The 24,619-nt window shown below is 47.3% G+C and carries 21 protein-coding genes; 12 read left to right on the forward strand and 9 right to left on the reverse strand.

Features of this window, described 5'->3' with window-relative positions; all coding sequences use genetic code 11:
* Nucleotides 1-266: 266 nt before the first annotated feature.
* Together ACKFKF_RS25085 and ACKFKF_RS25090 are read right to left on the reverse strand one after the other, a co-directional pair.
* On the reverse strand, nt 267-1,697 hold the full coding sequence (locus ACKFKF_RS25085) for a hypothetical protein (protein WP_446870181.1): 1,431 nt from the start codon (nt 1,695-1,697) through the stop codon (nt 267-269).
* A 245-nt stretch (nt 1,698-1,942) separates the two neighbouring features.
* On the reverse strand, nt 1,943-2,176 hold the full coding sequence (locus tag ACKFKF_RS25090) for a Nif11-like leader peptide family natural product precursor (protein ID WP_446857754.1): 234 nt from the start codon (nt 2,174-2,176) through the stop codon (nt 1,943-1,945).
* A gap of 476 nt (nt 2,177-2,652) precedes the next feature.
* On the opposite strand from ACKFKF_RS25090, the gene ACKFKF_RS25095 reads away from it, so the two are divergent.
* From ACKFKF_RS25095 to ACKFKF_RS25105, 3 genes are all read left to right on the forward strand, one after another.
* On the forward strand, nt 2,653-2,994 hold the full coding sequence (locus tag ACKFKF_RS25095; RefSeq protein WP_446857755.1) for a PadR family transcriptional regulator: 342 nt from the start codon (nt 2,653-2,655) through the stop codon (nt 2,992-2,994).
* Between the two features lie 104 nt (nt 2,995-3,098).
* Nucleotides 3,099-6,740, forward strand: coding sequence for a GAF domain-containing protein (locus ACKFKF_RS25100; protein WP_446870182.1), 3,642 nt, complete (start codon nt 3,099-3,101; stop codon nt 6,738-6,740).
* A 49-nt stretch (nt 6,741-6,789) separates the two neighbouring features.
* Nucleotides 6,790-8,874, forward strand: coding sequence for an AAA-like domain-containing protein (locus ACKFKF_RS25105; RefSeq protein ID WP_446870183.1), 2,085 nt, complete (start codon nt 6,790-6,792; stop codon nt 8,872-8,874).
* Between the two features lie 31 nt (nt 8,875-8,905).
* On the opposite strand, the gene ACKFKF_RS25110 is transcribed toward ACKFKF_RS25105, so the two are convergent.
* Nucleotides 8,906-11,395, reverse strand: coding sequence for a BsuBI/PstI family type II restriction endonuclease (locus ACKFKF_RS25110; protein ID WP_446870184.1), 2,490 nt, complete (start codon nt 11,393-11,395; stop codon nt 8,906-8,908).
* Nucleotides 11,396-11,467: 72 nt separating this feature from the next.
* Nucleotides 11,468-12,769, reverse strand: coding sequence for an AAA-like domain-containing protein (locus tag ACKFKF_RS25115; protein WP_446870185.1), 1,302 nt, complete (start codon nt 12,767-12,769; stop codon nt 11,468-11,470).
* Between the two features lie 477 nt (nt 12,770-13,246).
* Here ACKFKF_RS25115 and ACKFKF_RS25120 point away from each other — a divergent pair, with 477 nt between their 5' ends.
* Nucleotides 13,247-14,866 carry an Hsp70 family protein gene (locus tag ACKFKF_RS25120; protein WP_446870186.1) on the forward strand — a complete coding sequence of 540 codons (1,620 nt, stop codon included), beginning with the start codon at nt 13,247-13,249 and terminating at the stop codon, nt 14,864-14,866.
* A 215-nt stretch (nt 14,867-15,081) separates the two neighbouring features.
* Complete coding sequence (gene blaOXA / locus ACKFKF_RS25125; RefSeq protein WP_446870187.1) at nt 15,082-15,951, forward strand: class D beta-lactamase; 870 nt, start codon at nt 15,082-15,084, stop codon at nt 15,949-15,951.
* Nucleotides 15,952-16,034: 83 nt separating this feature from the next.
* On the opposite strand, the gene ACKFKF_RS25130 is transcribed toward blaOXA, so the two are convergent.
* The gene (locus ACKFKF_RS25130; protein WP_446870188.1) at nt 16,035-16,913 is read right to left on the reverse strand and encodes a LysR family transcriptional regulator; all 879 of its coding nucleotides are present in this window, start codon (nt 16,911-16,913) and stop codon (nt 16,035-16,037) included.
* A gap of 151 nt (nt 16,914-17,064) precedes the next feature.
* Here ACKFKF_RS25130 and ACKFKF_RS25135 point away from each other — a divergent pair, with 151 nt between their 5' ends.
* The 6 genes from ACKFKF_RS25135 to ACKFKF_RS25160 all read left to right on the forward strand — a co-directional run bounded on the left by ACKFKF_RS25135 (nt 17,065) and on the right by ACKFKF_RS25160 (nt 20,660).
* Nucleotides 17,065-18,192: an aldo/keto reductase gene (locus ACKFKF_RS25135; RefSeq protein WP_446857762.1), complete on the forward strand. Its 1,128-nt coding sequence runs from the start codon at nt 17,065-17,067 to the stop codon at nt 18,190-18,192.
* Nucleotides 18,193-18,199: 7 nt separating this feature from the next.
* Nucleotides 18,200-18,412: a hypothetical protein gene (locus tag ACKFKF_RS25140; RefSeq protein ID WP_446857763.1), complete on the forward strand. Its 213-nt coding sequence runs from the start codon at nt 18,200-18,202 to the stop codon at nt 18,410-18,412.
* A 32-nt stretch (nt 18,413-18,444) separates the two neighbouring features.
* A complete protein-coding gene (locus ACKFKF_RS25145) occupies nt 18,445-18,615 on the forward strand; it encodes a hypothetical protein (protein WP_446857764.1) in 171 nt (56 codons plus the stop codon).
* Between the two features lie 210 nt (nt 18,616-18,825).
* Nucleotides 18,826-19,479: a MotA/TolQ/ExbB proton channel family protein gene (locus ACKFKF_RS25150; RefSeq protein WP_446857765.1), complete on the forward strand. Its 654-nt coding sequence runs from the start codon at nt 18,826-18,828 to the stop codon at nt 19,477-19,479.
* 20 nt (nt 19,480-19,499) lie between these two features.
* Nucleotides 19,500-19,901, forward strand: a complete 402-nt coding sequence (locus ACKFKF_RS25155; RefSeq protein WP_446857766.1) for an ExbD/TolR family protein — start codon at nt 19,500-19,502, stop codon at nt 19,899-19,901.
* A gap of 93 nt (nt 19,902-19,994) precedes the next feature.
* Nucleotides 19,995-20,660: a hypothetical protein gene (locus tag ACKFKF_RS25160; RefSeq protein ID WP_446870189.1), complete on the forward strand. Its 666-nt coding sequence runs from the start codon at nt 19,995-19,997 to the stop codon at nt 20,658-20,660.
* Nucleotides 20,661-20,684: 24 nt separating this feature from the next.
* Here the strand turns inward: ACKFKF_RS25160 and ACKFKF_RS25165 are convergent, their stop codons facing one another.
* Both ACKFKF_RS25165 and ACKFKF_RS25170 read right to left on the reverse strand, forming a co-directional pair.
* Nucleotides 20,685-21,500, reverse strand: coding sequence for an ABC transporter permease (locus tag ACKFKF_RS25165; RefSeq protein WP_446870190.1), 816 nt, complete (start codon nt 21,498-21,500; stop codon nt 20,685-20,687).
* On the reverse strand, nt 21,497-22,162 hold the full coding sequence (locus tag ACKFKF_RS25170) for an ABC transporter ATP-binding protein (RefSeq protein ID WP_446870191.1): 666 nt from the start codon (nt 22,160-22,162) through the stop codon (nt 21,497-21,499). The genes ACKFKF_RS25165 and ACKFKF_RS25170 overlap by 4 nt, the downstream gene beginning before the upstream one ends.
* Before the next feature lie 145 nt (nt 22,163-22,307).
* Between ACKFKF_RS25170 and ACKFKF_RS25175 the strand changes: the two genes are divergently transcribed.
* Complete coding sequence (locus ACKFKF_RS25175; protein WP_446870192.1) at nt 22,308-23,339, forward strand: helix-turn-helix transcriptional regulator; 1,032 nt, start codon at nt 22,308-22,310, stop codon at nt 23,337-23,339.
* A gap of 253 nt (nt 23,340-23,592) precedes the next feature.
* On the opposite strand, the gene ACKFKF_RS25180 is transcribed toward ACKFKF_RS25175, so the two are convergent.
* Both ACKFKF_RS25180 and ACKFKF_RS25185 read right to left on the reverse strand, forming a co-directional pair.
* On the reverse strand, nt 23,593-23,955 hold the full coding sequence (locus tag ACKFKF_RS25180; protein ID WP_446870193.1) for an endonuclease domain-containing protein: 363 nt from the start codon (nt 23,953-23,955) through the stop codon (nt 23,593-23,595).
* Nucleotides 23,956-24,313: 358 nt separating this feature from the next.
* The gene (locus ACKFKF_RS25185; RefSeq protein WP_446870194.1) at nt 24,314-24,565 is read right to left on the reverse strand and encodes a hypothetical protein; all 252 of its coding nucleotides are present in this window, start codon (nt 24,563-24,565) and stop codon (nt 24,314-24,316) included.
* Between the last annotated feature and the right edge of the window lie 54 nt (nt 24,566-24,619).

A 24,619-nucleotide genomic window follows, 5' to 3' on the forward strand; every position in this document is an offset into this window, starting at 1 on the left:
TCAAAGAAATTATGCTGATTCAAAGTCCCTCAGAATGGGGGATTTAGGGGGCGAATTCCCTGGCGACGAAGCGAAAAAGTTTATCGAACTGATGTCTTTTTAAGGGAGGCAGCGGGGATCTCCGAGTCTCTATCCTTACAACAAAAGACTTTTGAAACTTCCTCTCAGGAGGTCTTGGTAATGATAAGCAGAATTGGGGAGTTTAGGAAGCAACCCAACTCTGCAACTAAAGCGAAGAACTTTGTCGAATTTACATTGACGTGGATTTATTGACCGATCGTTTGTCCCGGTGTATCGATCTTGATGGCTCCCAGATCTGTGACGCGCTTGTTTCTGGGTCGAAAGTAGAGTGTCGGTTGATTGCCAGTCCGGGCGAGTTGAGGGTCAAAGCTCATGGCATTAGTTCCCACAGGTTTAATGTTGTAGAACAAATTGTTTCGCACACCAACTTTTGCATTCAACACATCCCCTGCATTCCTGACCGAGTTATAGAAAATGTTGTTGCGAATCTCTTGATCCGGAGTTTCTCCCTTTTCATAGTAGAACAATCGCGTCTTAGAGTCCGCGTAAACGGTGTTGTTGTAGAACTTGAAATTGGGCATTCGACCCAAAAAATGCACTACCAGCGTCGGGCCACCTGTCTTCTCAAAAATGTTGTGATGCACCGTGAGATTCTTCTTTCCAGGGCCAAACATTGCGATCGGATAAATCCCCCCGCGCACATAGTTATGATCAAATTCCAAGTTATCGCTATCCGCTTCGCAAGCATAAAACGGATTGTCAGTACTACTCCAAAGATTGTGATGCACCCGCAGCTTAGTTGTATCAGGAGTCACCAGTGAAATCGTACTATTAAACTTTGAATTAGAGAGTTCGCAGTTCTGACAAGTCTGATGCCACAGTTCAAACGTTAGTTGTGGAGACGAGCCACTTCCATAGGCGTGCCAGTGATCGACTTTAATATCCAGATTATAAAACTTGACGTTTTTGAGAATAGCATTGGGGCCTTCCCAGGGTCGATCTTTGTTCCACTGATCGCTATAGGAAACAATGCCCGATCCGCCGCGCGCTCGACTATCAATGTCAAGATCATGAATCTTAAAATCAGTCAGGTCAGCGATCGTCATCGTTGCGGTTTGTTTGCCGCCTCCCCCAGCGACCCAACGATTATAGGAATTGTCCGTCATGACGATGTTGTAGATTTCGCCATTTTTCGCCCGTTGGATCGACAGCGCATCTTCTCGATAGCCATTGATGATCAGATCATGCAAACTCAGTCGATCGGCATCCAAAATCCATAGGGCCAGCCGATAAGCCTGACGTTTGCCATCAAGTTTAAGCTGGTCGATCGTCACATTCTTCGTCTGAAGTATCTTCAACCCGCCTTGAATCGTGGTGCGATTGACCCCTGACCCTTTGAGATGAATGCCCGACGGCACCGCTACATCACCCCCCAAGTCAAAGGTTCCAGCCCCCACAAGAATTGTTTTCCCTTGATTAGGCGGCACAGAAGACAACGCTTTATTCACCGATCGCCAGGGAGCCGCTTGAGTGCCCTTTCCCTGATCGGAGCCATTAGCCGCAACATAGTAATCTGCTTTGCCCACCGGAGCTGCCGCATAATTTGCCGCACAAGACGGCACCACCGCCAGCATCATCGCCAACACAAACAACATCCGCACGATCATTTTTCTCATCTTGCTGACCTCAATACACCAGCTTGTGAGAATTGATCTTAACGAGAACTAGATGAAGCGTTGGTAAAGAAACCGGAAAACACAGATAAAGAAGCCATTCAACGTTAATTGTCTAATCATCTAAAGTAATTATTTAAGGATAGAGAGAGGGACATTAACACCCTGAACCAACAGATTTTTTCATCCCTCTCGCGAAGCGGATTACCCCCCAGGGGGAACAGATCATCGAAGACAAACCCTCACCCCTACCGGGGCACCAATCGCTGACGACCGCCCACCCCTGGATTAAACAGCGCAGCTAACTCATCTTCAGACAAGCGATCGAGTTGACTTTCTAAGGCATCTTCACTGAAATAGTAGCCCCGATCGGCAGCCATCTGAATAAAAGCCTTGGGGTCACTCGTCGCTTGCTGTCTTGCTTTAAGCGCTTGGTCTTGCTTTACAGATTTAAAGAATTTAGCGGCATGATGCTCAGACATGGTTCATACCTCGCTGTGGTGTGTTTTTTAAGTCAAAATCACTGGTTTTGGAGACACTGCCCGCTTAACTGGATTCTGTCTACTTTCAGCCTATGAGAATACGATCGAAAATGACGAATTTCGACAGCAAAGTTGATTAACCTGTGAATAAGGGTTACAAAACTGGTGAAAATCTGCCTTCAACAAGCCTCTAATCCGTAGATTTTGAAGTTATGTAATGAAACTACTTACTTTTTCTCACAGACACAAAAGTATTGCTTTGTGTAGTCTATTGGTTAAGAAAACGGGTGTATTAAAACTTCTCAACATTGTTTATACACCGTGTTCTTGGTTAGTCATTAGAGCACGAAAGCGGCCGGCTGTAGCATTTCAAACTGTTATGGCTGGCATTCCTACTCATGATTACCGTCCGTTCGCGTTTGGGTTTCACTTTTCACTCAGATCAATGACTTGTTGTGTTCCAGTGAGGATTTACGATGCAACTCGAAGATATTTATCAATTCTTTAACTGCCCTCCGCCTACCTATCTCAATCCAGAGTTAGCCACCTGCTATGTGCTTTCTGTCTTGCTTCAGGGAGATTCGTATGGCTCTGAGTTGATGAAGTCGCTAGAGCAGCGTTATCCCAACTATCGCTTGTCTGACACCGTACTGTATCGCTGTATTCGATCGCTCGAACAAGAACAAGTTGTCACCGCTTATTGGCAAAGACTTGAAGGGCGCGGCCGACCCCGGCATATGTACTGTATCATTCCAGAAAAGCGTAGTCAGGTCGAAAATCTCGCTCAACTCTGGAAAAAGTACATCGATTCAAATTAATGCTCTTTACGCTCGCCCGATCGCCTGTCTCACTACTTCCAGAGTTCTTGTTGGGGGCGACCTGACCCGTCCTATATCTGTCTCGCACCCCAATGAGAATGGCGATGTTTGAGCAAATGGCCGAAGCAACGGCGGCAATTCTATATCTCTACGATGAGAAAGAATGTCGAAATCTTTATGTCAATCAGCGCATTAGCGACATTCTGGGCTACTCGTCGCCAGAGATTCAAGCGATGGGATCTCAGTTGTTTGAGTTGCTGATTCATCCAGATGATTTTGTGCAGGTGGCGATCGGGCTAAAACAATTGTTGACCACAAAAGATGGAGGATTTTTTGAAACCGAATATCGGATGAAGCACGCAAACGGCGAATGGCGCTGGCTCTGTAGCCGTAACTGTGTGTTTGGTCATGACGCTGAAGGCATTCCTCAGCAAATTTTGGGAACCGCGATCGACATTACTCGCCTCAAGCAGGCAGAAGCGCGAACGCTCACCCTCAACGCCGAACTAGAACAGCGAGTTGCAGAACGCACTGCAAAGCTCAACCGCCGCGAGCAAGAATTAGCCGCCGAAATTGACGCACGACAACAGCTAGAGTCTCATTTGCGGGCTTCTCAGGCTCAACTTAGTCACGTCTTAGATAGTGCCGTCGCCTCGATTACCAGTCTGCGAGTATTTGCCGATCGCACCTGGCAATATGATTACTGGTCGGCAGGCTGTGAGATTATTTTTGGCTACACGGCTCAAGAGTTGCTGGTTGATCAAACCTTGTGGACGGCAAATGTCTGGACAGAAGATTGGGAGACTGTACTGAAACCAGGATTTGACCATATTCTAGCCGAACGCGCCGCCAGCTTTGAGTATCGGTTTCGTCATCAAGATGGAAGTATCCGCTGGATTTCGACCCATTTGACCTCACGCAGAGATCACGAACAGGATTGCTGGATTGTCACAGCGGTTGAAGTCGATATCAGCGAACGGAAACAGATTGAAGAAGCCCTGCGACAACAGATTCAGCGATCGCAGCTTTTTGCAGAAGTTACCCAAAAAATTCGTCAGTCGCTCCAGCTTGAAGAGATTTTGAGAACGACGGTCACAGAGGTACAGCGGATTCTCAATGCCGATCGCGTATTGCTTTATCAACTGTTGCCCAACGGTTCCGGTAAGGTTGTCGAAGAAGCCGTCGTTGCGGGCTGGCGCGTCACGCTGGGTGAAGAGATCTCTGATCCCTGTTTTCCAAACTATACGCAGCACTATCGCCAGGGGCGCATTAGCAGCATTGCCGATATTACAGCCGCCGACATTCAGCCCTGTCACGTTGAGTTTTTGCAGCAGTTTGATGTGCGCTCCAATCTCGTCGTGCCTGTGCTGCAAGCCGATAAGCTCTGGGGATTGTTGATTGCTCATCAGTGCGATCGTCCGCGTCAGTGGTCAGCGTTTGAAACCGAACTCCTTCAGCAGCTTGCCAATCAGGTCGGCATTGCGATTCAACAAAGTCAACTCTATTGCCAAACTCAACAGCAAGCACAGCGATCGCAGGCCTTAAATCGAGTGGTGCAAACGATTCGTCAGTCTCTTGATTTGCCGACTATTTTTGCGGCCGCGACTGCCGAAATTGCACAACTTCTCAACGCCGAACGGACGGTGCTGGTGCAGTATTTTCCAGAGCGACAGTGTTGGCGACATGTGGCTGAATATCGCAAGTCGCCAGACATATTAAATACGATCGGGCTAGAAATACCAGATGTGGGCAATCCCTTAGCCGATCAGTTGCGGCGATTTGAAGTCGTGCGCGTGTCTGATACAGACCAAATCGACGACGAGATCAATCGAGAAGTTGCCCAAAAAGTGCCAGGGGCGTGGCTGCTGGTGCCGCTAGTCGTGGGGGGAGTCCTCTGGGGTAGTCTCAGCTCTAAAACTCAACGCAGCCATGCCTGGACGGACGAGCAAGCCGACCTCGCCCAAACCGTTGCTGACCAGTTAGCGATCGCCATTCAGCAAGCCAATCTCTATCAGCAGACCCAACAAGATCTGGCAGACCGCAAGCGGGTCGAGTCTGAGCTACAACAGCTTAATCAAGAATTGGAAGATCGGGTTCAGGAGCGATCGGCTCAACTACAATTGGCGATTTCGGCGGCTCGCATTGGCACCTGGGAATGGGATCTGGTCACCAACGTCGAGTATTGGTCACCCGAAATCTATGCCATGTTTGACGTTTATAACGACGGTCAGGGAAACGTTTTTGATCACAATGGCGGCAAAATTATCGCCTCTCCCACCTATGAACTGTTCCAAAATTGTGTCCATCCTGACGATTTTCATCAGATCGATCGAGCACACCAATTGGCGCTAGAGCAGCGATCGCTCTTTGAGGCAGAGTTTCGGATCATTTGGCAAGATGGCACGATCCACTGGTGTCAGTCACGAGGCGCATATATCTACAACGAGCAGGGGCAGGCCATCAAAATGGTGGGAATGAGTATTGACACGACCACTCGCAAACAGTCTGAGATTGCACTTCAACAACAAGTAGAACGCGAACGACTCATTTCATCGATCACTGAGCGGATTCGAGCGTCTCTAGATCTCAAAGAGATTTTACACAGAACGGTGAATGAGATTCAACAGGTGGTGTATGCCGATCGGGTGTTGATTTATCGGATTTTTGCAGATGGACAGATCGCAGCTATCTCAGAGGCGGTGGCGGACTGTACCTCTATTCTAGACAGGGTTTACCCACCTAAGTTTCTGCCGATTGAGCGCCATCCCGCCTACCTTCAGGGGCAGATTCATGTTTTAAATGATCTGGAGCAAGAGTCCGTTTCGCCTGATCTGACAAACTTTTTGAAAGCGTTAGGAGTGCGGGCCAGGTTGGTGGTGCCGATCGTGCAAAAAGAGGCGCTATGGGGACTGCTGGTGGCTCATCAGTGCAAACCGCGCCAGTGGCAGCCAGGAGAAATCGAACTGCTGCAACAGATTGCTGACCAACTCTCGATCGCCATTCAGCAAGCCGACCTTTATCAACAGGTGCAGATTGAATTGGGCGATCGTCAGTTTGCAGAAGCGCGGCTGCGATCGTCGTTGCGCGAAAAAGAAGTTTTGCTGCAAGAAATTCACCATCGAGTTAAAAACAATATGCAGCTAGTGTCCAGTTTGCTCAATCTGCAAGCCAGCGCGATTCATGATCCTCAAATTCTAGAGCCGTTTCAAGAAAGTCAGCAGCGAATTAAAGTAATGGCGCTGATTCATGAGCAGCTTTATCGAGCCAACAATCTAGCCAAAATTAACTTCTCAACCTATGTAAAAAACCTGGCTGCCAGCTTGTTTCAGTCGTTGTGCACCAATCCTTCTCGTATTCAGTTTAAGGTTGATGTCGTGGCCGTTGAGTTAGATATTGATATTGCAATTCCCTGTGGGTTAATGATTAACGAACTGGTTTCTAATGCGATTAAGTATGCGTTTCAAAAAGATCGCCTCGGTGAAATTACAATTCAGTTTTCTCCCTATTCTGATGCTCACCCCGATCGTCAACTTGATGACTCTTCTGATCAGCAATATATGCTAACCGTGCAAGACAACGGTGTCGGAATGCCGATCGCAGTCGATGTACACAATACCGATTCGCTTGGGCTACAGGTTGTCTGTGCGCTGACTGAGCAGCTAGAAGGCAGGCTGATTGTCAATCGAGAAAACGGCACAGCTTTCCAAATTGTGTTTCCAGTTCCGGTACTGCGTTGGAGCGGTTAGCGATCAAGTCATTCCGTGCAAACTGCCAACTGTTAACCATTTGTGACCAATGGCTCCAAAAATTTTGATTGTAGAAGACGAGCGTTTGATCGCATTGGATATCAAACAGCGATTGGTGCAATTGGGCTATGAAGTGGTGGCGATCGTCGATCGGGCCCCAGATGCCCTCGAAAAAGTGGCTGAAAACTCACCCGACCTGGTTTTGATGGATATTCGCCTCAAAGGGTCAATGGATGGGGTCTCGACGGCGGCTGTGATGCGATCGCAGTTTGATCTGCCTGTGGTGTTTCTCACGGCTCATGCAGACGAGACAACGCTTCAATTAGTGAAGACGGTGCAGCCTTTTGGCTATCTGGTCAAACCGATCGAGACGCAAAATCTGCGGGCGACGATCGAAGTTGCGCTGACTCGACACCAGACAGAGCGAGCAATTCGACAGTCTGCACCAGCCGTTTATAGCTATCAAGTCGGGGGCAGTCTCAGTGCAGATGCGCCCAGCTATGTTATGCGGCAGGCGGATGAAGATCTGTTTGAATCGCTGCTAGCGGGCAACTTTTGCTATGTGCTGAATGCGCGTCAGATGGGCAAGTCTAGCCTGCGGGTGCGGACGCGATCGCGATTAGAGCAAGCGGGCTTTCGCTGTGTGTCGATCGACTTGACGAATGTTGGCAGCGAAACCGTCACGCCTCAGCAATGGTACAAAGGAGTCGCCGCAGAACTCTGGCGAGGATTTGATCTATTAGCAAGTGTCAACTTTAATGACTGGTGGCAGGCACAAGCCGGACTGTCTCCGGTACAGCAGTTTAGTCGCTTTGTGGAAGAGGTGCTGTTGGCGCAGGTGTCTGGAGACAAAATTTTTATCTTTATTGATGAAATCGACAGCGTTTTGCAATTAAACTTTTCGCTCGACGATTTTTTTGCGCTGCTGCGATCGTTCTACAATCATCGGGCAGAACGGCCAGAATACCGTCGCTTAACCGTGGCTTTGTTTGGAGTGGCGACCCCGGCTGATTTGATTCGCGATCGCACTCGCACGCCATTTAATTTGGGTCAGGCGATCGCGCTGACTGACTTGCAGTTTGAGGATACATTAGCTCTGGCGCAAGGTCTAGAAGGAATGGTTGCAGATGGACGAGCAACGCTGGCAGAGGTGTTTGAATGGACAAACGGACAACCCTTCTTGACTCAAAAACTTTGTCGATTAATTCATCAGTCGGTGTCCAAATCGGATCAGTCAGCCATTCACGTCACACCCTCAGACTTGATCAGCACGATCGTTCACCAACACATTCTCAACCACTGGGAAACCCAGGATGAACCAATCCATTTAAGAACGATTCGCGATCGCTTACTCAAAAACGAACAATTCTCAATCCAGTTACTTCGTCAGTACGAAAAGATTTTACAACAGGGTAAGATCAAACTAGACAACAGCAAAGAACAAATAGAATTATTACTTTCTGGACTCATCGTTCAACAAAATGATGATTTAGTAATTCGCAATCTGATTTACAAAACAATCTTTGATCAACAATGGGTCAGACATCAGCTTTTACAACAGCGCCCCTACGCCACTGCGATTCAGGAATGGCTTAGAACAAGTGATGCGACCTATCTACTTCAGGGATCAGCCCTACAAACGGCCCAACAGTGGGCCGAGGGGAAATCTTTGAGCGATGCAGATATCCGATTTTTAGCAACCAGCAACCAGCACGATCAAGCAATTCAACGTCTCACTCAGGTCAGCAAACAAGCCACTCAACAGCGCATTCTTTTAGCAATGGTTAGCGTTGCATTTGTGATCTCGACATTGTTAGGAATAGCTGCTTTTCAAGCCTCTCAGCGATCGGTCTTGTCTGAAGTCGAAGCGATCGTTCTGTCTTCTGAAAGTTTGTACGCGCTAAATCGCAAACCCGAAGCACTGGTGCAGGCCATCAAAGCAGAACGGTTGCTGCAAAAAATCGACGGTCATGACGCTCTCAAATCTCGCGTTGCGGCACTGCTCTCTCAAGGTGTCAATGCCCAAAATCTTAAGTCCGATCGCTTGCTTTCAACTGCCTGTCAGCAGGTTTCAACCTATTTACAAATGCCTGTGCGAGAGAGCGATCGCCACGCCTGCGACGGCATGAACTAAAAGTAAGGCGCTATCTGGCTGTCACAACCGATTAAGAACGATCCCCTGGTTCTTCATAAGGGCCGAGAAATCTCTCTCCGTTAAAATGAATCATATGATCTGGTTGGTCAGCCACCCAAACTTCTGTTTCCCAAGAAATCTCAGCAAGATATCGAGTCATTTCCTTACGGCTGGGGAAAGCCGTCACAAAAACTAGTCCCTCACGACTTGACTGAAAAAGCCGCTTCAACTCATTACGGCGCTTTAAGTTAACTGGGCCGTGGCTGATGACCGCTTCTACCAATACAAGCCAGCCTTGCTCTTCATAATGCACGACCAGATCTGGCATCTTACCGTGAGGATCTAGTTCAACCCCAATTTCTCGAAGCCGCTGAGTTTCATTAACAATAAACTTATTTCCAGCATCACCAACATACAACACAATGCCTCCAGGCGTAAATCTGGGACAAAATTTCTCTAAAATATCTTTTATCAAAAGGCTCTGTCCACCGGACGAAAGCTGAATTGCCTGACCATTGGGCAAATTGACAGGAATCAGCGGTATGTTTCGCGCTCTGTCCTGCAATACGTTTTTGACTAATGCTGCATAACTCTGACGAGCCTCTTCCCATTGTTCAGAGCCATAAGATCGAAGCAGAGCGCACGTTTGTTGATGAAGCTGATAACACCACTTGGGGCTGTTGATGGGACGATCGGGGCGATCAGGATTCTCAATCACTAACCCCATCTGGACAAATTGGTGCATTGTTTGTCGTCGTACTGTTTCTCGTGTATTGGGCGCGTATTGTTTGCCATAGTACTCACGAAACCAATCCATCATTTCAGTAATTCGGCGTTTTGGGTCTGTTGCTTGATGCCAGGAAGTTGTGGGGCGCACATCTGCCAGTGCTAATAAGCAAAGTGCTGAACGTTCATTCTGCTGCTCTCTAGGGGCAGAAATCTCTTTGAGAATCGCAAGTGCTTCCTCAATACGTTTACTAGCCTGAATTGCATTAGTTGCTTCGCTCATAATAGACAGAGTTGTATGAACAAGCTGATCGAGCTTCTCTTGATTGGATTCGGATATAGAATCATTGACTTGGCTCCCCAAAAACATCAAATCATTCTTACAAGGGTATTTGATTCTACGTAGATCTGTTGCATTAATTTGTGTATGACCACTAAATTGACGGAAGTAGTGATCAAATAGTGTTGAATTAAGAAATGCCGCTAACCCTCGTGCAAGGTCAGGATTCATCCCTTCTCCTTTGGCATGGAAGTAGTTGAGGTGGTTCTCTATTCCTAGGAGTGGTTGATTCATCGGAGAACAGACAGCCGCTACGACGCGACGCTTCTCTTCTTTAGCCGAAAACCGCTTCGTCAAAACATACCACCCTCTCTGGATCAGCCATTTCTGCGTTTCCAAATTTTGTTCAATTGCGATCGCCTTGCGAGGATTTTTGGGTGGAAACAAAATTTTCTTTGCTTTTATAGATTCTGGGTAAATCAACGGAACACTCGTCTCGTTCAAATAACTCCTCAAAGCTGACTTTAAGCGAAAATCTACAACTGGGCCCGTTGACACATCTAAACCCAACTCATCTAAAGTACAGGGCAATTGATCCATCTGTACTCTCAATGCGTCTTCAAGGGAGTTTGTAATAATATGAATAAATTGCTCAGGGTCATCTATTTCAATCACTGCGCTATTAGGAACAAGCCTTGTTTCTGAGAACTCATCTAATCTATCTCCAGAGTGAGTTGTGACCTCTATAAGATTAGGCTTAAGGTTTGTTTTAGCTGCGTAAAAGATAATATTTTCTTGTAGCACATCATCGTCTACAAAAGCGGCCGACCGACTCTTAAATACATGAATTTTTCTAAGCCCCATCTCTTTTAGAAGCGCTCTACGAAAAGGACGAAAATACGTGCCGTTACAAAAGCTTCTTGGCGTGATCGCGACCATCTCTCCACCATTAGCAAGTTGTACCATAGCAAGCCAGACAAATGCACTATAAAGATTGACTGTCTCGACTCCAAGACTTGAGAGAATTTTCTTGTCTATCGATCGACGATTAATCTTTTTATAGGGAGGATTTAGAATTGCATGAGTAAACTGAGTAGTAGACTCAGGAAATAGAGGTAAGTTTACTTCAACCGCAGCTTCTATAAAGCTCTTTTCATATAAGCAATAATTTGCTTTAATCCCTCTGTTTTCTAAAGCATTGCAGCATTCTGTCAGACATTGATTCAAGGATGGCAAAAAACTTGGCTCAACTTCATATGCTGTGATGCGGCAGCTTTTAATTTGATCAGAACTCACCAATAAGCGCTCTACAAAAGCGGTCGTTAACGAGCCAACTCCTGCCCCCGGATCTAGCAAATTTATATGACCCGCCAGCCTGCTAAATTGTCCTGCCATAAAACGAGCAATTGGAGCAGGAGTCAAAAACTGACCCAATTCACTGCGCTGTTTAACGGTCAGCCTTGAGGAAAAATGAATTCTGGTAATATCCGTGGAGTCTGTAAGAAAAGTGGTCATCTCAATTCAGTGCAGGTTATGAAGGCATACCACAGAAAGACATCTTAGTGTACCTAATTTCCAATTCATCCCTTAGAACTGATCCAAACGATCGCGGAAATATCGCTGATATAAATCACAGCTAGCCATTGCTTGATTGCCCGACAAATTAACTAATCCCATACTCTCTAATTTGTAGGCCGTGATCGCGTCAATTTCTACCGGATCGGTTGAGAGAATGACCGATCGAAAAGCGGCGGCTAACATAGGACGGCTTTGTAGAATGGCTAGATATCCCCGTAAATGATCGCTATAAATTCCAGTTTGAGTAGAGGCATCTTCTAACAACGCCTCAATACTAAACTCACCCAGACTCATGCAATAAAATGCCAAATGCAATAGATAAGGATGCCCGTTGACCATCAGCCATAACCGAGTCAGACTCTGCATTTTAGGCTGATCAAACCCATATAGAAGTGCAAACTCTTGAGCTTGGGCAAGACTAAACTTTTGTAACCGAAGCGGCAATCCGACATTAAATGGAGACTGATGAAAGCTCAGCGGAATGTAAACTTCTGTAGAATAAACGACCAGCAATCGCAGTCTGGCCCAACTCGCCAAATTTTTTGCTTCTTCATGCCAAACCCGCAATAAAGGGAGAAAATCTTGAGCGATCGCCGGATACTCAAACAGTCGTTGCACATCATCCATCGCAATCACAAGCGGGCTGGTCACCTGGGTCAAAATATATCCCTGCAAATAAGTTGCACAACTGACTTTACTGCCCAGATCAGTCACCCAATAATCATCTAATCTCGGCTCTAGCTGAAGTTGTTGAGTAATGTTGGTACAAAACCAGCGCAGCAAGCGATCGAGATCCGCCAAAATTTCGCTATCTGCCTGCTGAAAGTTTAACCGCACCACTGCATAGTTCTGGTCGATCGCTTGAGACAAAATTCGATTCATTAGAGACGTTTTGCCCCATTTTTCGGGGGCCCGAATCCGAATCAAGGCACCCGGTTTGAGAATTTCTGCATAAGCCTGCTCTTCCATCGGGGGTCGCGCAATGTAAAACGGAGCATCTAAGCGCAAAGGACTGCCCGGAAAATCATCGGTGTAGGGCGGCTCAGACTGACTGACTTGACCCGAAACATGCTGACGTAGAACCGATCGCAGATTATTTTTGCTAGTGCGCTCCCCCAGCACTTCGGACAAGGACTGCCACAGCCGCGACCCAATCACCCGCACATAGTCAGCATCGTAGCCAGCGGCTTCTGCAATTTGTTGATAAGTCAGCCCTTCCCAGCATTGCCGAAACACAAGTTCTTGAATCGTACTCAAGCGATTGGGAGCCAATAATTTATCCAAAAGAGCCAAGGCTTCTTCAACAGTCATATAGCCATCGTCACATCAGGGATTTTTAGACACGAAGCGATCGAACCAACAATGCTGATAAATTGAATGCAGATAAGCTCCATTTTTACGGTAACCGTCGAAAATTAGCAGTCAAGGTTGACACTAATTCTCTTAAAAAAGGCCACTTCTACAGAAGACTCTAGAGGACTTTGTTCTACTTTGCACGATGAATGCACCGAAAATGCACTGAGAAACTACGGAGCGATTGTAGCGTTGATTGGTTGCTTAAATTCTTCACCACAAATGAACTTTGAGCCGGAAAGCTTGTCAAGAAGTTGCTAAAAATATCAGCAGACGCACCGATTGGCAGGTCAAAAAACAGGAGCAAACTAACCCGAACTCAGCAAAAAAGCGACACGATCGAGAAGACATTTCCATAGGAGAATTCAGGATGCTTCGCTCTTTTGGTACGATCTTGAAACAAAAATTTAGTCCCCTTAGCGCATCTCACTACCGATGACCTATGCCATTGACTTTGGAACGAGTAACACCGTCATCACTCGCTGGAATCGTGCCACCCAGCAGCCAGAAACCCTCTCTTTGTCCGGCGTTTCGCTGCGGATGGGGCAGAGTCCCCCGTTGATTCCGAGCCTGGTTTATGTCGAAAATGCGGCGGAGGGCAAGGTTTTGGTGGGGCAACAGGTGCGCGATCGGGCCCTCGATCTCTCCAGTGATTCGCGATTTTTTCGCAATTTCAAACGAGGCATTGGCTCCAATATTCAAGGATTTTTACCCGAATTGGATGGTCAGACGGTGAGCTTTGAGCAGGTGGGCGAGTGGTTTTTGACGCAGGTTATTCGTCAATTAAAAATTACTGATCCGGAGGTGTCTGAATCGCTGGTTTTCACCGTTCCGGTAGACAGTTTTGAAGCGTATCGTCTCTGGTTGGGGCGCGTTTGTCAGTCGCTAGAAATCGATCAGGTGAGAATGCTGGATGAGCCGACGGCCGCAGCTTTGGGATATGGATTGAGCGACCCCTTGCGGGTAACTGGAACAGATCGCCAAACGCTGCTCGTCATCGATTTTGGCGGCGGAACGCTGGATCTTTCACTCGTACAGCTAGACCCCCAGACGCAAGCAAAGCCATTGGGATTTATTCTCAAGTGGGGACAAAAATCATTTGCAGAGCGATCGGGACAACGGCCCAAAGTGGCGAGAGTGTTAGCCAAAGCAGGACAAAATTTAGGCGGCTCAGACATCGATCACTGGCTCGTCGATCACTTCACCCAGACTCAAGGATTAGCCGCGACCCCTCTCACGACTCGTCTAGCCGAACGCCTCAAAATTCAACTCTCGCTACAAACGCAAGCTCAAGAAGTCTACTTTAACGACGAAACCTTTGAGAGCTATGACCTATCGCTGAGTCGATCGCAGTTTGAGCAAGTTCTCACTGACCATCAGTTTTTTGACAAGCTCGACGACGCGATGAATCAGGTGCTTCAGCAGGCAAAACGGCAGGGGTTGAGTGTGAACGACATTGACGCGGTGCTGTTGGTGGGCGGAACGGTGCAAATTCCCTCAGTTCAAAGCTGGGTGCGTCAGTATTTTGAGGTGGCAAAAATTCGCTGTGAAAAACCCTTTGAAGCGATCGCTCAGGGTGCCCTTCAACTCAGCCAGGGAATTCAAATCAAAGACTTTCTCTACCACGGGTATGGCGTTCGCTATTGGGATCGGCGCAACAACTGTCACAACTGGCATCCTTTGATCAAAGCGGGACAGCCCTACCCAATGGAAAGCCCTGTCGAACTGGTGTTGGGAGCCTCTCTAGAGCGACAGCCCAGCATTGAGCTAGTCGTCGGAGAATTGGGGACAGAAACAACGCAGACAGAAGTTTATTTTGATGGCGATCGCTTAGTCACGCGCAGTCTAGCCAGCAGTCAAACCCAGGTACAGCCGCTCAACGATCGAGACGGATCTCGCAGCATCGCTGAATTAGAACCTTTGGGAATGCCGGGGAGCGATCGCATCAAAGTCCAGTTTCAAGTAGACGATCAGCGCTTTCTTCGCATGACGGTCGAAGACTTACTGACTTCTCGCACCCTGGTCGAAGATCAGCCCGTTGTGCAATTAAGCTAATCCAGCCAGAAGTTTGTAGTTTCTTTTGATTTTTGGAATCCTGAATTCGTAAGTTACCCTGAGCACTCGTCAAGCAGCTACCAGCTTTAGTGACTATGGCATACTTATTTTTCTGGCATTGGGGAAGATAGCCAATTGCATTTCAAGCTCCGGAATCCAAGAGTTAGTCAGTGTATTTCAAGCCTGTCAGAGAAGTCACTAGCTTGTGGAGGACTATGAACAGAGTCGTTCGTTTTACCAGTATCACGCTTGTCTCGTTAAGCTGCATTGTTTTTGCTCTATTTCAAACCATGCAACCCGCACTCACTCTGCCAAAAACAAAGATTGAGACTTTACCTGTCGTCAGCGTTGCTCAAACTGTTGATTTTGGACGACACTTCCAAGAATTGGGGGTTGAAGGTTCAATCGTGATCTACGACTCGAAAAGCGATCGTGTCTTTCAACATAATCCACAACGCAATACAACCGCTTTTTTACCCGCATCAACCTTTAAGATTCTCAACTCGTTAATTGCGCTAGAAACCGGAGTGATTTCGGATGAGCTTGCTATTTTAACGTGGGATGGAGTGTCAAGAAAGATTCCGGCATGGAACCGGGACTTGAATATGAGAGAGGCAATCAAGCTTTCGGCTATCTGGTTTTACCAAGTTTTGGCCCGCCGAGTTGGGCACGATCGAATGCAACAATGGGTGAGCAAAGTCGGCTACGGCAACCAAAAGATTGGTAATAGCGACGACATTGATCAGTTCTGGCTACAGGGAAAACTGCGAATTACACCTCAAGAGCAAATTCAGTTTCTCCGTCGCCTGTACAAGAATGATCTGCCATTCTCTAAGCGATCGCTGTCGATTGTCAAAGACATCATGATCATGGAGAAAACACCAGACTATACCATTACGGGGAAGACAGGATGGGTCGGTGTTGCAGATGATGTGATGCCAAAAATCGGATGGTATGTGGGTTACTTAGAGAAAGGAGAGAATGTTTACTTTTTCGCTACTAACATTAGTATTCAAAATGAAAGAGATCCAGCCGCTCGACTAGAGTTAACCCGTCGCTGCTTTAAAGATCTAGCAGTGTTGTGATTAAATTTTCTACAACATTGCACCACTATTTTGCGGCACGATGGCTATGAGAGGAGCAATGCTCATTATTGAACTCAGCTTTCCTACTGGATTGTTTTAAGCGCTTTAAGAAATTCATATACGACAGGCGAAGGCTCATTGTGTCGCCAGGCTATCGCTAGTTTTAGCGTCAGAAAATCTCCGATTAAAGGACGATAAACAACACCTTTTGCACTTAGATTTTGCATATCAGAAAGCACAAATGTGATGCCAACTCCCGCCGCTGCCAACCCTAGGCGAGTTTGAGCAAGTTCTGCTTCGTGCACAATGTTTGGCACAAATCCAGCTTGCTCACAGTGTTTGATGAAGGCTCCATACAAAACAGGTGCCAGCGATCGTGGGTAAAAAATTAATGGTTCGGTTGCCAATGACTGAAGCGCGATCTGTTTTTGTCGAGCTAATCGATGGAAAGGGGGTAATGCTGCAACGTAGGTTTCTTCAAACAATGGATGGATGGAGAGAGACGGTTCACGAATGGGAAGATACACAAACCCGACATCAATTCGGTGAGTGCGTAATGCTTCAACGTGGGCTTCTGTTCCGCCACTGGTGAGGATTAATTTAACCTGAGAATAATTGTTTCGATAGTGTCTAACAATCTTGGGTGCGAGACTAAACAAGGTTGCCTCCGTCAAACCGATTCTCACTTGCCCAACTTGTCCTTCTGCGACTTGTTTGGTGATCTGAATGCCTTCCTCTACCTCACGGAGGACTTTGTATGCAGTTTCAAGAAACTTTTGTCCGGCGATCGTTAATCGCACCCAATGTTTTGTCCGCTCAAGCAGTCGAATCTCTAAGCTATCTTCTAGCGCTTGAATTTGTTTGCTGAGTGCGGGCTGGCTCAGATGTAGCGACTCAGCCGCTCGACCAAAGTGTAGTTCTTCAGCCACCGTAATGAAGTATTTAAGTTGGCGGAGTTCCATAGGAGTGACTTGGTAATAACCTACAGCTATTACGCCATAGAAAATCAGAAATAACAACTCTCAAATTTGCTCTTAGTATGAACTTGAGCCGCTAAAGATTCTTATCAATCTGCAACGGCTAATAAAAAAGTCAACAGTAGGAGGTGTTAGGATGAACCCTGATCATTCTTATCAAACCACAGAGCAATTGCTGTCTCGTCGCACGACCCTTCGATGGATGGGATTGAGTGCAGCGAGCGCGGCCATTCCCCTTGCGCTCAACGGATGTGAATCTGGATCAGCACAGGGGCAAGCATCACCCCTCACACCAACCCGATCGTCAGAACTAATCACCAAAGAAATTCCACGTACCAAAGAAAGAGTGCCTGCGATCGGGCTAGGAACCTTCCTCACATTTGATGTATTGGCAAATCAGCCACGAGACAATATTCGAGAAGTAATGCGCCGCTTTTGGGAGGGTGGAGGGCGCGTGATTGATGTTTCGCCGCTCTATGGAATGTCAGAGGTGAATGTCGGTGAGTTTGCCAAAGCGCTGGGCATAACTAACAACCTATTTATTACCAACAAAGTCTGGGCAACGGGTGAGTATCTGGGAGATAGAAGTCAAGCACAGCGACAATTTGAGCAGTCTTTGAAGCGGTTATCTCGCGGTTCCTTTGGAGTTGTGCAGAGCGCTAATCAAATCGATGTCATGCAGGTTCATAGTCTGGTCAACGTGGAAGTGATGCTTCCTCTACTACGAGCCTGGAAGCAGGAAGGCAAAATTCGCCATTTGGGTGTGACCCATCATGATCCGCTGTATTTCCCGGCGATCGAATCATGGATTAACAAGGGCAATCTGGATTTTGTTCAAGTGCGGTACTCAATTTTTCAACGGGGAGTCGAGGAAAGAATTCTCCCAGCAGCAGCAGAGCAGGGAGTTGCTGTCTTAGCAAATATGCCCTTTGAAAAGGCGCGACTCTTTGAACTGGTGAAAGGGCAACCCTTGCCGAATTTTGCTCGTGACATAGGCTGCGAGAACTGGGCACAGTTTTTCCTCAAGTATGTGATTTCTCACCCTGCTGTTACAGCAGCGATTCCAGCAACGACGAATCCTGATCATGTGGCTCAGAATATGGGAGCACTCAGAGGGTCGCTACCAGATCAAGCAATGCGTGCCCGAATGGTGAAGCACATGGAAAGCATTCCTGGTTTTGACAACTTGACTCAAACTTCCTGGTATCCCAGCAAACAGTTTAGCGGTCTAGTACGCCTGCCAAATCCACGCCCAATTGGTTAAGGCGACCATGAAGCAGATTATTCTGAGTAGCTTTAGTGCCTTATCTTTGTCGATCGTCTTCTCGCAGTCTGCCGCCGTTGCAGAAGTTGCTCCAGACAACCAGAGTAACCTAACTCTTGTAACGTTGGTCACATTAGCTTATCCTCAATGGTTCGGACAGTTTTTAGGTAACTCAGGTCAGCAGATAGACAAGAAAGCTATCGATCCACTAGGGTGCTAATCAGAAAAAACAAGCACCAAACCGATAGCCGTATGCAAATTGCACAAAGTCTGCTGGAATGGCAAGCGTTAAGCGACGGGCACTCAACGACCATTGACTTGGGCGATTTATTTCAAAGTTGGCGCTGTCCCGGACTGCGATTAAATCCCATCCCAACTACGAGATCGCTGCTTAATTCTGTCCGAAGTGTTGATCAAGAGTAATGTCACTAATTCACATCGTCAATCTGGGGAACTCCATTCAGCACGAGGCTTTAGAACAGATCAGTAATTTTTACATTGATAAATTTTGAGAAAATACTTGACAGTAATTTGCATTAGTTTTACGCTGCATGAAGCTGTCTTTTTGTTGCCTTAACGCAAGAAGCTGTCAATTTGTTTTCAAGGGTACAGAACCAAGCTGGAGTAGCTGTAATGAATAGCGCGATCGGGATTCTTAAAGCAGGCGGGATTGTCATGATCCCATTGCTGCTGTTTTCAATTACAGCCATTGGTCTGATTATTGAGCGATCGCGCTTTTGGAGTCGCATTATTAAGCGTCAGCCAAAAATGATGCAGCGAGTTTTGATGTTGTACCAAGAAAACAATGTGGCAGAAGCGATCGCGGTTCTGAAGAAGAATATTGACCTACCTGCGGCTCGGATTTTGCTATCGGCATTATCGCTTGATCGTCCGACTCCCGAACAGTTTCGATTAGCGATGCAAGCAGAAGCGCAAGCAGAAACACCGGGAATGAAGCGGTTTACAGACATCTTTGACATGATTGTGGGATTGTCTCCGCTCTTTGGATTGTTGGGAACAGTCACTGGATTAATCGTCTCATTTGCATCGCTCAATATCGGAAATGTCGGAGGCAGTCAGACTTCTGGCGTGACGGGCGGGATTAGTGAGGCGTTAGTTTCTACAGCTTCGGGGTTAGTGGTTGCAATTTTTAACTTATTTGCAGTCACTCTCTTTCGCAGCTTTTTCACTCGCCAGTCTGCTCTGATTCAGGAATACGCGAATCGACTTGAGCTAGTCTATAGCCATCGTTACGAAGATAGTTATCTGTCTAAGCTTCATTCTTAGTTTTTTCTTCTCACACTCCTATGCTATTTCCCGAAGAAAATGATGTACCGCCTCAGATCAACATTGTTCCGATGATTGATGTGGTGTTTGCGCTGCTCACCTTTTTCATTGTTTCGACTTTGTTCTTAACCCGTTCTGAAGGGTTACCTGTAAATCTTCCGCAGGCAGCAACCGCAAAGACTCAACAGCAAACGAGAATTGCAGTCAGTGTGCAGGCAAATGGTGAAATTGCATTAAACAAGCGACCGATGCAGCTTTCAGAATTGCAAGTGGGCGTGAGAACGTTAGTGCAAGCAAACCAGCAGGCAGTGGTTGTGATCAATGCCGATGAGAAAGTGCAGCATGGTGAGATTGTTGCCGTAATGGATGAGATTCGCAAAATCGAAGGTGTGAAAATGGCGATCGCGACGAAGAAAAAATGATTTGAGAACGAAAATCAAGCTTCATTTCTCAAATTGATGATCGCAAGTTGCCTCGCTAGAATCGAGGTGTACCCTGCCTACTGAGTCACCGTTATGTTATCTCGCCTCATCAGTCCTTGGATGCAAAACGGGGCAATGATTGCGATCGTCATCTCCAGCATCTTGAGTTCTCGTGCAATTGCCGCACCATCAACCGCAACAGAGTTTCCCCTTGTAAGATCATCGATCTTACAGCCCAACCTGCGAGTGCCGTGGTCGCAACCCGTTAGAGTGGTTGATTCATTTGACGGACAATCTCTGGCAGTGTTTGATCAAAATTATTTTTCGCGATCGTTTCGCAACCGTGATGGCGAAGTGAAGATAGTCAGCTTATGGAGGCCAAATTCTGTGCAGGTTTTACTTGCTTACCGTGGTAGAGAATGCACACTTGCTCAACGATCGTTTCCACGATATCACCGATTGTATGCTTCAAGATTTGGATATTCTCCGTTTGATGCCTTAGATGATGGCTTTCCTGATTCTGTTTGTTTCACCAATAGTGGCACTGAGAAAGTTACGGGACTAGCGGTCAAAGTGGGTGATCGCGTTTTTCAACTCGAAAACAAAAACGGTCAGTTTCCGATTTCTACGGAGCTTGCTAGCGCGCTAAAAACTGCGCCTGAGCAGACTGTGCAACTGAGAGCAACGGCGGATAATGGCGAAGTGATTGATAGTGCGATCGGGCAAGGAACCGTGAGAGCTTGGAGGAGCATTTACTGAGTTGAGCAAGCTCTATCTTGTCGATTAGCTACGGCTCTTGTCGTTGACAACTTGCAGCAGATCGAGTCTCAATTGATGTTGGGCGCTAAATAGGGATCGGAACCCTAGCAGCACAATTCCAATCGTGGCAAGTCCGGTTCCTGCCGCGATCGCAAAAATCAGCACAATTTGGTAACGAACAGCATCGGTTGGACTTGCTCCTGCAATAATTTGCCCAGTCATCATTCCCGGTAAGTTCACGGTTCCCATGACCATCATTTGATTGATTGTGGGGATCATTCCAGTTCGCAACGCTTCTTGAATTGTTTGCTGGGCTGCTTCCCATCGAGTCGCACCCAAAGCTAATAAAGATTCAATCTGATCGCGTCGAACCGTTAGATCTTCGGTGAAGCGATCGAGCGCGAGAGAAGCTCCAGTCAACGCATTTCCTAACACCATCCCCAACATTGGAATCACATATTGCGGGTTGTACCACGGTTCTACTCGAATGATGCCAACAACCGTCACCCCGATCATTAATGCAGAAGAGGCAAAAATTGAAACAAAGCTATTCCAGAACATTCCAGGATAGCGACGTTTAGTTCGTGCGATCGCAGATTGTCCGGCTAACACAGTCATTCCTAAAGTGACCATCAGAACTAACCAGGGAGACTGTAGCGTAAAAATCCATTTCAGAACATAGCCAATCAGTAACAGTTGAACGGTCATCCGAATTGCCGCAATTCCTAGCTGCTTCTCCAATTGAAGTTGCAGCACGATCGACAAAACAAGATTGATGACAATCAACAGTGCTGCAAGTGCAAGCTGACCATTATCGATAGGAACGTAAGAAGTCATCATAAGCGTTTGAGAATTAAGCGTTGATCGGTCATTCGCTCTAGTTGCTCTGGGTTGTGGCTAGTCCAGAAATACGATCGCGTTCGGTCTTCTTGCTGCCAAAGTCGTACAAGAGATTCAAATTGCTGCTCGGTGTGGGCATCCAATGAAGCAGTTGGCTCATCAAACAGCATTACCGTTGGAGAACAAAGTAAGGCGCGTAGGAATGCGGCAATTTGAGCTTCTCCACCTGAGAGCGCATAAACCGGACGATCGAGAAAATCCGTCGATCGTCCAAGCGCTGATAGATACTCTAGAATTCGATGTCTTTGAACCTCGTATCGATCCAGCGATCGGTGAACAGTCATTTTGTAGATCGCTTGTAGATTCTGTTCGACGGTTCCTTCGAGCAATGCAGGGCGCTGATGTAAGTAAAGAATTTGAGTTCGATACCGGGGAATAAACCAGTCAGAAAGGTTCTTTCCTTGAAAAGCGATTGTTCCAGCTTGAATTGGATCGAGTGCGGCGATCGCTCTTAATAGCAGCGTTTTTCCGGCTCCGGCTTCGCCCGCGATCGCGCAACGCTCTCCTGGACGCAACTCAAAGTTAAGATGCTTCCAAATCCATCTACCTTGAATCTGCCGCCCTAAATTCTGGATAACTAGCAAAACAGTCTTAACCAGCACGTCAGCTTCACTATACAAAACATCGGGTTCAAAAAAGTATTAGTCATAACGCTGCCATTAGATCTCCTTCAGACAGAAAATAAATCTCCGATGTATGCTCTGAGGAGCTTTAATAAGAATAGTTCTCAGTAGGGATCAGATCAGCATGACCATTTCGGTGTTAGAGCGGGATTGGGCAGAGTGGGAGGAAGCACGATCGCACTTGATTGAGTATCCCGATCCGGCTGATCCAGACGATGTGCTGATGCCGCTACCGACTTGGATGGCGCAAGGGTACGGGCGAGAGATTGCCTTGCGGGAGGGGCTGATGGTGCGGATGGATGACTTTCGGGTGCGCGATCGCACTCAAACGGTATGGTCAGAAGCTGAGTCTTGGCTGCACTTTCACTGTCATCTGTCAGGAGACCATCAAAATCCTGTTTCGGAAGTCGGCAACTCGGAATATGTGCTGTATGGCAGCGGGATCATGCCCGAACGGTTGGAAACTTGCTCTGGTCAGTTCCCGATTTTAGAAGTCGTGGTCGAAATGTCGCCAGAGGTGTTTATTAACTTTGCAGGTCGGGAAGGAATCGTACCGATCGAGTTTCAAGCGTTGATTAGGACGGATCAGCCAGCTTATGCGCGGGATGGGGCACTGTCTCCGATGATGCAGGGTGTGTTGCGGCAGATGATTCAATGCCCTTATCGCGGACTGATGAAGCGGGTCTATTTGGAGAGTAAGTCGCTGGAACTCGTTGCACTGATTCTGGAGCAAGAACAAGAGGTACAGCAGGGAAGACGCACTGCTTCGCAGATACCGCAAGGGTCGCTGTTTCGGATGAAGTCGGATGAGGTCGATCGCATTCATCATGCTCGAACGATTTTGCTGCGGAACTTGGAGCAACCGCCCGCGTTGCCAGACTTAGCACGGCAAGCGGGATTGAATGAGAAGGCGCTGAAGCAGGGATTTCGGCAAGTGTTTGGCAAGCCTGTGTTTGGATATCTGCATGACTATCGGATGAAGCAGGCACAGCAGCTATTGCTGACGGGAGAGATGAAGGTGGGCGAGGTGATGACGCGGGTGGGATTTCACGATCGACGCTATTTTGCGGAAACGTTTCGGAAGAAATTTGGAACCAATCCAAGAGATTATCTCAAAGCAAGAACAAGTAGATCTCGTGCGATCGAGACTGATTGACTGAATGAAAGCCGTCTGCAAGTTTCCTGAACCGCGCTCACCCAACCCTCTCCCGCAGGAGCTACCGTTCGCCCCCTAAATTCCCCCTGGGGGACTTGCCCCCTAAATCCCCCATGCTGGGGGACTTTGAACATAAGTTGATTGGGTCTGTCATTGCTGCAACCTTTCGCCCCCTAATACCAAATCAATCTGTGAATGCTACAGGTTCTTTGCCCCCTAAATCCCCCATGCTGGGGGACTTTGAACAGCGGAACTAGAACGCGATCGCCTCAGTAATTTGCTGGAGAACTTGACTTAAGTTTGAGAGAACTTCTTGGTTGTGAAATCGCATCACTCGATAACCCAAGTGATTGAGGCGTTCAGTTCGAGCCGTGTCATACTCGACTTGTTGATCGTGAACGTCGCCATCCACTTCAATCACAAGTCGGTGCTGAGGACAATAGAAATCCACGATGAAGGACTCAATTGAATGCTGGCAGCGAAACTTTAAGCCGTTGAGTTGGCGTTTTCTTAAGGCTTCCCACAGCAGCTTTTCAGCCGGAGTGAGATGTTGGCGGAGATGTCGAGCCGCCGCAATACTCTTGGGAGTAGTACCCCGAATGCGGTGAGAATCCATAGGGTTAATGGAGTGAGCTTGACACTACAGAGTTTGCCCATACCTACGCCCGATCGTCCCAACTCAAAGTCCCCCAGCATGGGGGATTTAGGCTACCGTGTACACACACGTCTTATTTGCTTCGTTTCAGTCGGCTTCTGCCCCCTAAATCCCCCAAATTTGGGGGACTTTGAACGCTGAAACGCTCCTGTGAATCCTAGAAATTATTCTTGCTCAAAGTCCCCCAGAATGGGGGATTTAGGGGGCGAAGGATGTCAGCAACAGACAGATCAATCGACTTGTGTGTACACAGTAGGGGATTTAGGGGGCGAAGAATCTCGGCAATGATGAATCGATCGACTTGTGTGTATACAGGAGCTTAAAATGGTTGGGTGTTTAAGCGTTCAGACAAGACTTGTTTGTAAGTTGTAGAGAGGTCTTCTTCGACTGAGACGAAGCCAATCAATCCGCTCTCTTTGAATTTCTGATAGGGGCTTTTCTCCGCATCTGCTTTTGGCTCTGCGGGCTTAGGATAGCGCCTCTTCAGAATTTCAATAAAATCAATCAGCAGACTTTGAGCTTCTTCTGGTAGCGATTGGATCTCTTTTTGAATTTGTTCTGGCGTGGACATCATTGAATATCCGACAGTGCTTCTCACCTCAGTGTACCGGGTAAATCGCAGAGG

This window comes from Phormidesmis sp. 146-12, from assembly GCF_052939495.1.

Coding starts and splice junctions, on each gene's coding strand:
- ACKFKF_RS25085 (WP_446870181.1), bottom strand. CDS start 1,697: ATGAGAAAAATGATCGTGCGGATGTTGTTTGTGTTGGCGATGATGCTG.
- ACKFKF_RS25090 (WP_446857754.1), bottom strand. CDS start 2,176: ATGTCTGAGCATCATGCCGCTAAATTCTTTAAATCTGTAAAGCAAGAC.
- ACKFKF_RS25095 (WP_446857755.1), top strand. CDS start 2,653: ATGCAACTCGAAGATATTTATCAATTCTTTAACTGCCCTCCGCCTACC.
- ACKFKF_RS25100 (WP_446870182.1), top strand. CDS start 3,099: ATGTTTGAGCAAATGGCCGAAGCAACGGCGGCAATTCTATATCTCTAC.
- ACKFKF_RS25105 (WP_446870183.1), top strand. CDS start 6,790: ATGGCTCCAAAAATTTTGATTGTAGAAGACGAGCGTTTGATCGCATTG.
- ACKFKF_RS25110 (WP_446870184.1), bottom strand. CDS start 11,395: ATGACCACTTTTCTTACAGACTCCACGGATATTACCAGAATTCATTTT.
- ACKFKF_RS25115 (WP_446870185.1), bottom strand. CDS start 12,769: ATGACTGTTGAAGAAGCCTTGGCTCTTTTGGATAAATTATTGGCTCCC.
- ACKFKF_RS25120 (WP_446870186.1), top strand. CDS start 13,247: ATGACCTATGCCATTGACTTTGGAACGAGTAACACCGTCATCACTCGC.
- blaOXA (WP_446870187.1), top strand. CDS start 15,082: ATGAACAGAGTCGTTCGTTTTACCAGTATCACGCTTGTCTCGTTAAGC.
- ACKFKF_RS25130 (WP_446870188.1), bottom strand. CDS start 16,913: ATGGAACTCCGCCAACTTAAATACTTCATTACGGTGGCTGAAGAACTA.
- ACKFKF_RS25135 (WP_446857762.1), top strand. CDS start 17,065: ATGAACCCTGATCATTCTTATCAAACCACAGAGCAATTGCTGTCTCGT.
- ACKFKF_RS25140 (WP_446857763.1), top strand. CDS start 18,200: ATGAAGCAGATTATTCTGAGTAGCTTTAGTGCCTTATCTTTGTCGATC.
- ACKFKF_RS25145 (WP_446857764.1), top strand. CDS start 18,445: ATGCAAATTGCACAAAGTCTGCTGGAATGGCAAGCGTTAAGCGACGGG.
- ACKFKF_RS25150 (WP_446857765.1), top strand. CDS start 18,826: ATGAATAGCGCGATCGGGATTCTTAAAGCAGGCGGGATTGTCATGATC.
- ACKFKF_RS25155 (WP_446857766.1), top strand. CDS start 19,500: ATGCTATTTCCCGAAGAAAATGATGTACCGCCTCAGATCAACATTGTT.
- ACKFKF_RS25160 (WP_446870189.1), top strand. CDS start 19,995: ATGTTATCTCGCCTCATCAGTCCTTGGATGCAAAACGGGGCAATGATT.
- ACKFKF_RS25165 (WP_446870190.1), bottom strand. CDS start 21,500: ATGATGACTTCTTACGTTCCTATCGATAATGGTCAGCTTGCACTTGCA.
- ACKFKF_RS25175 (WP_446870192.1), top strand. CDS start 22,308: ATGACCATTTCGGTGTTAGAGCGGGATTGGGCAGAGTGGGAGGAAGCA.
- ACKFKF_RS25180 (WP_446870193.1), bottom strand. CDS start 23,955: ATGGATTCTCACCGCATTCGGGGTACTACTCCCAAGAGTATTGCGGCG.
- ACKFKF_RS25185 (WP_446870194.1), bottom strand. CDS start 24,565: ATGTCCACGCCAGAACAAATTCAAAAAGAGATCCAATCGCTACCAGAA.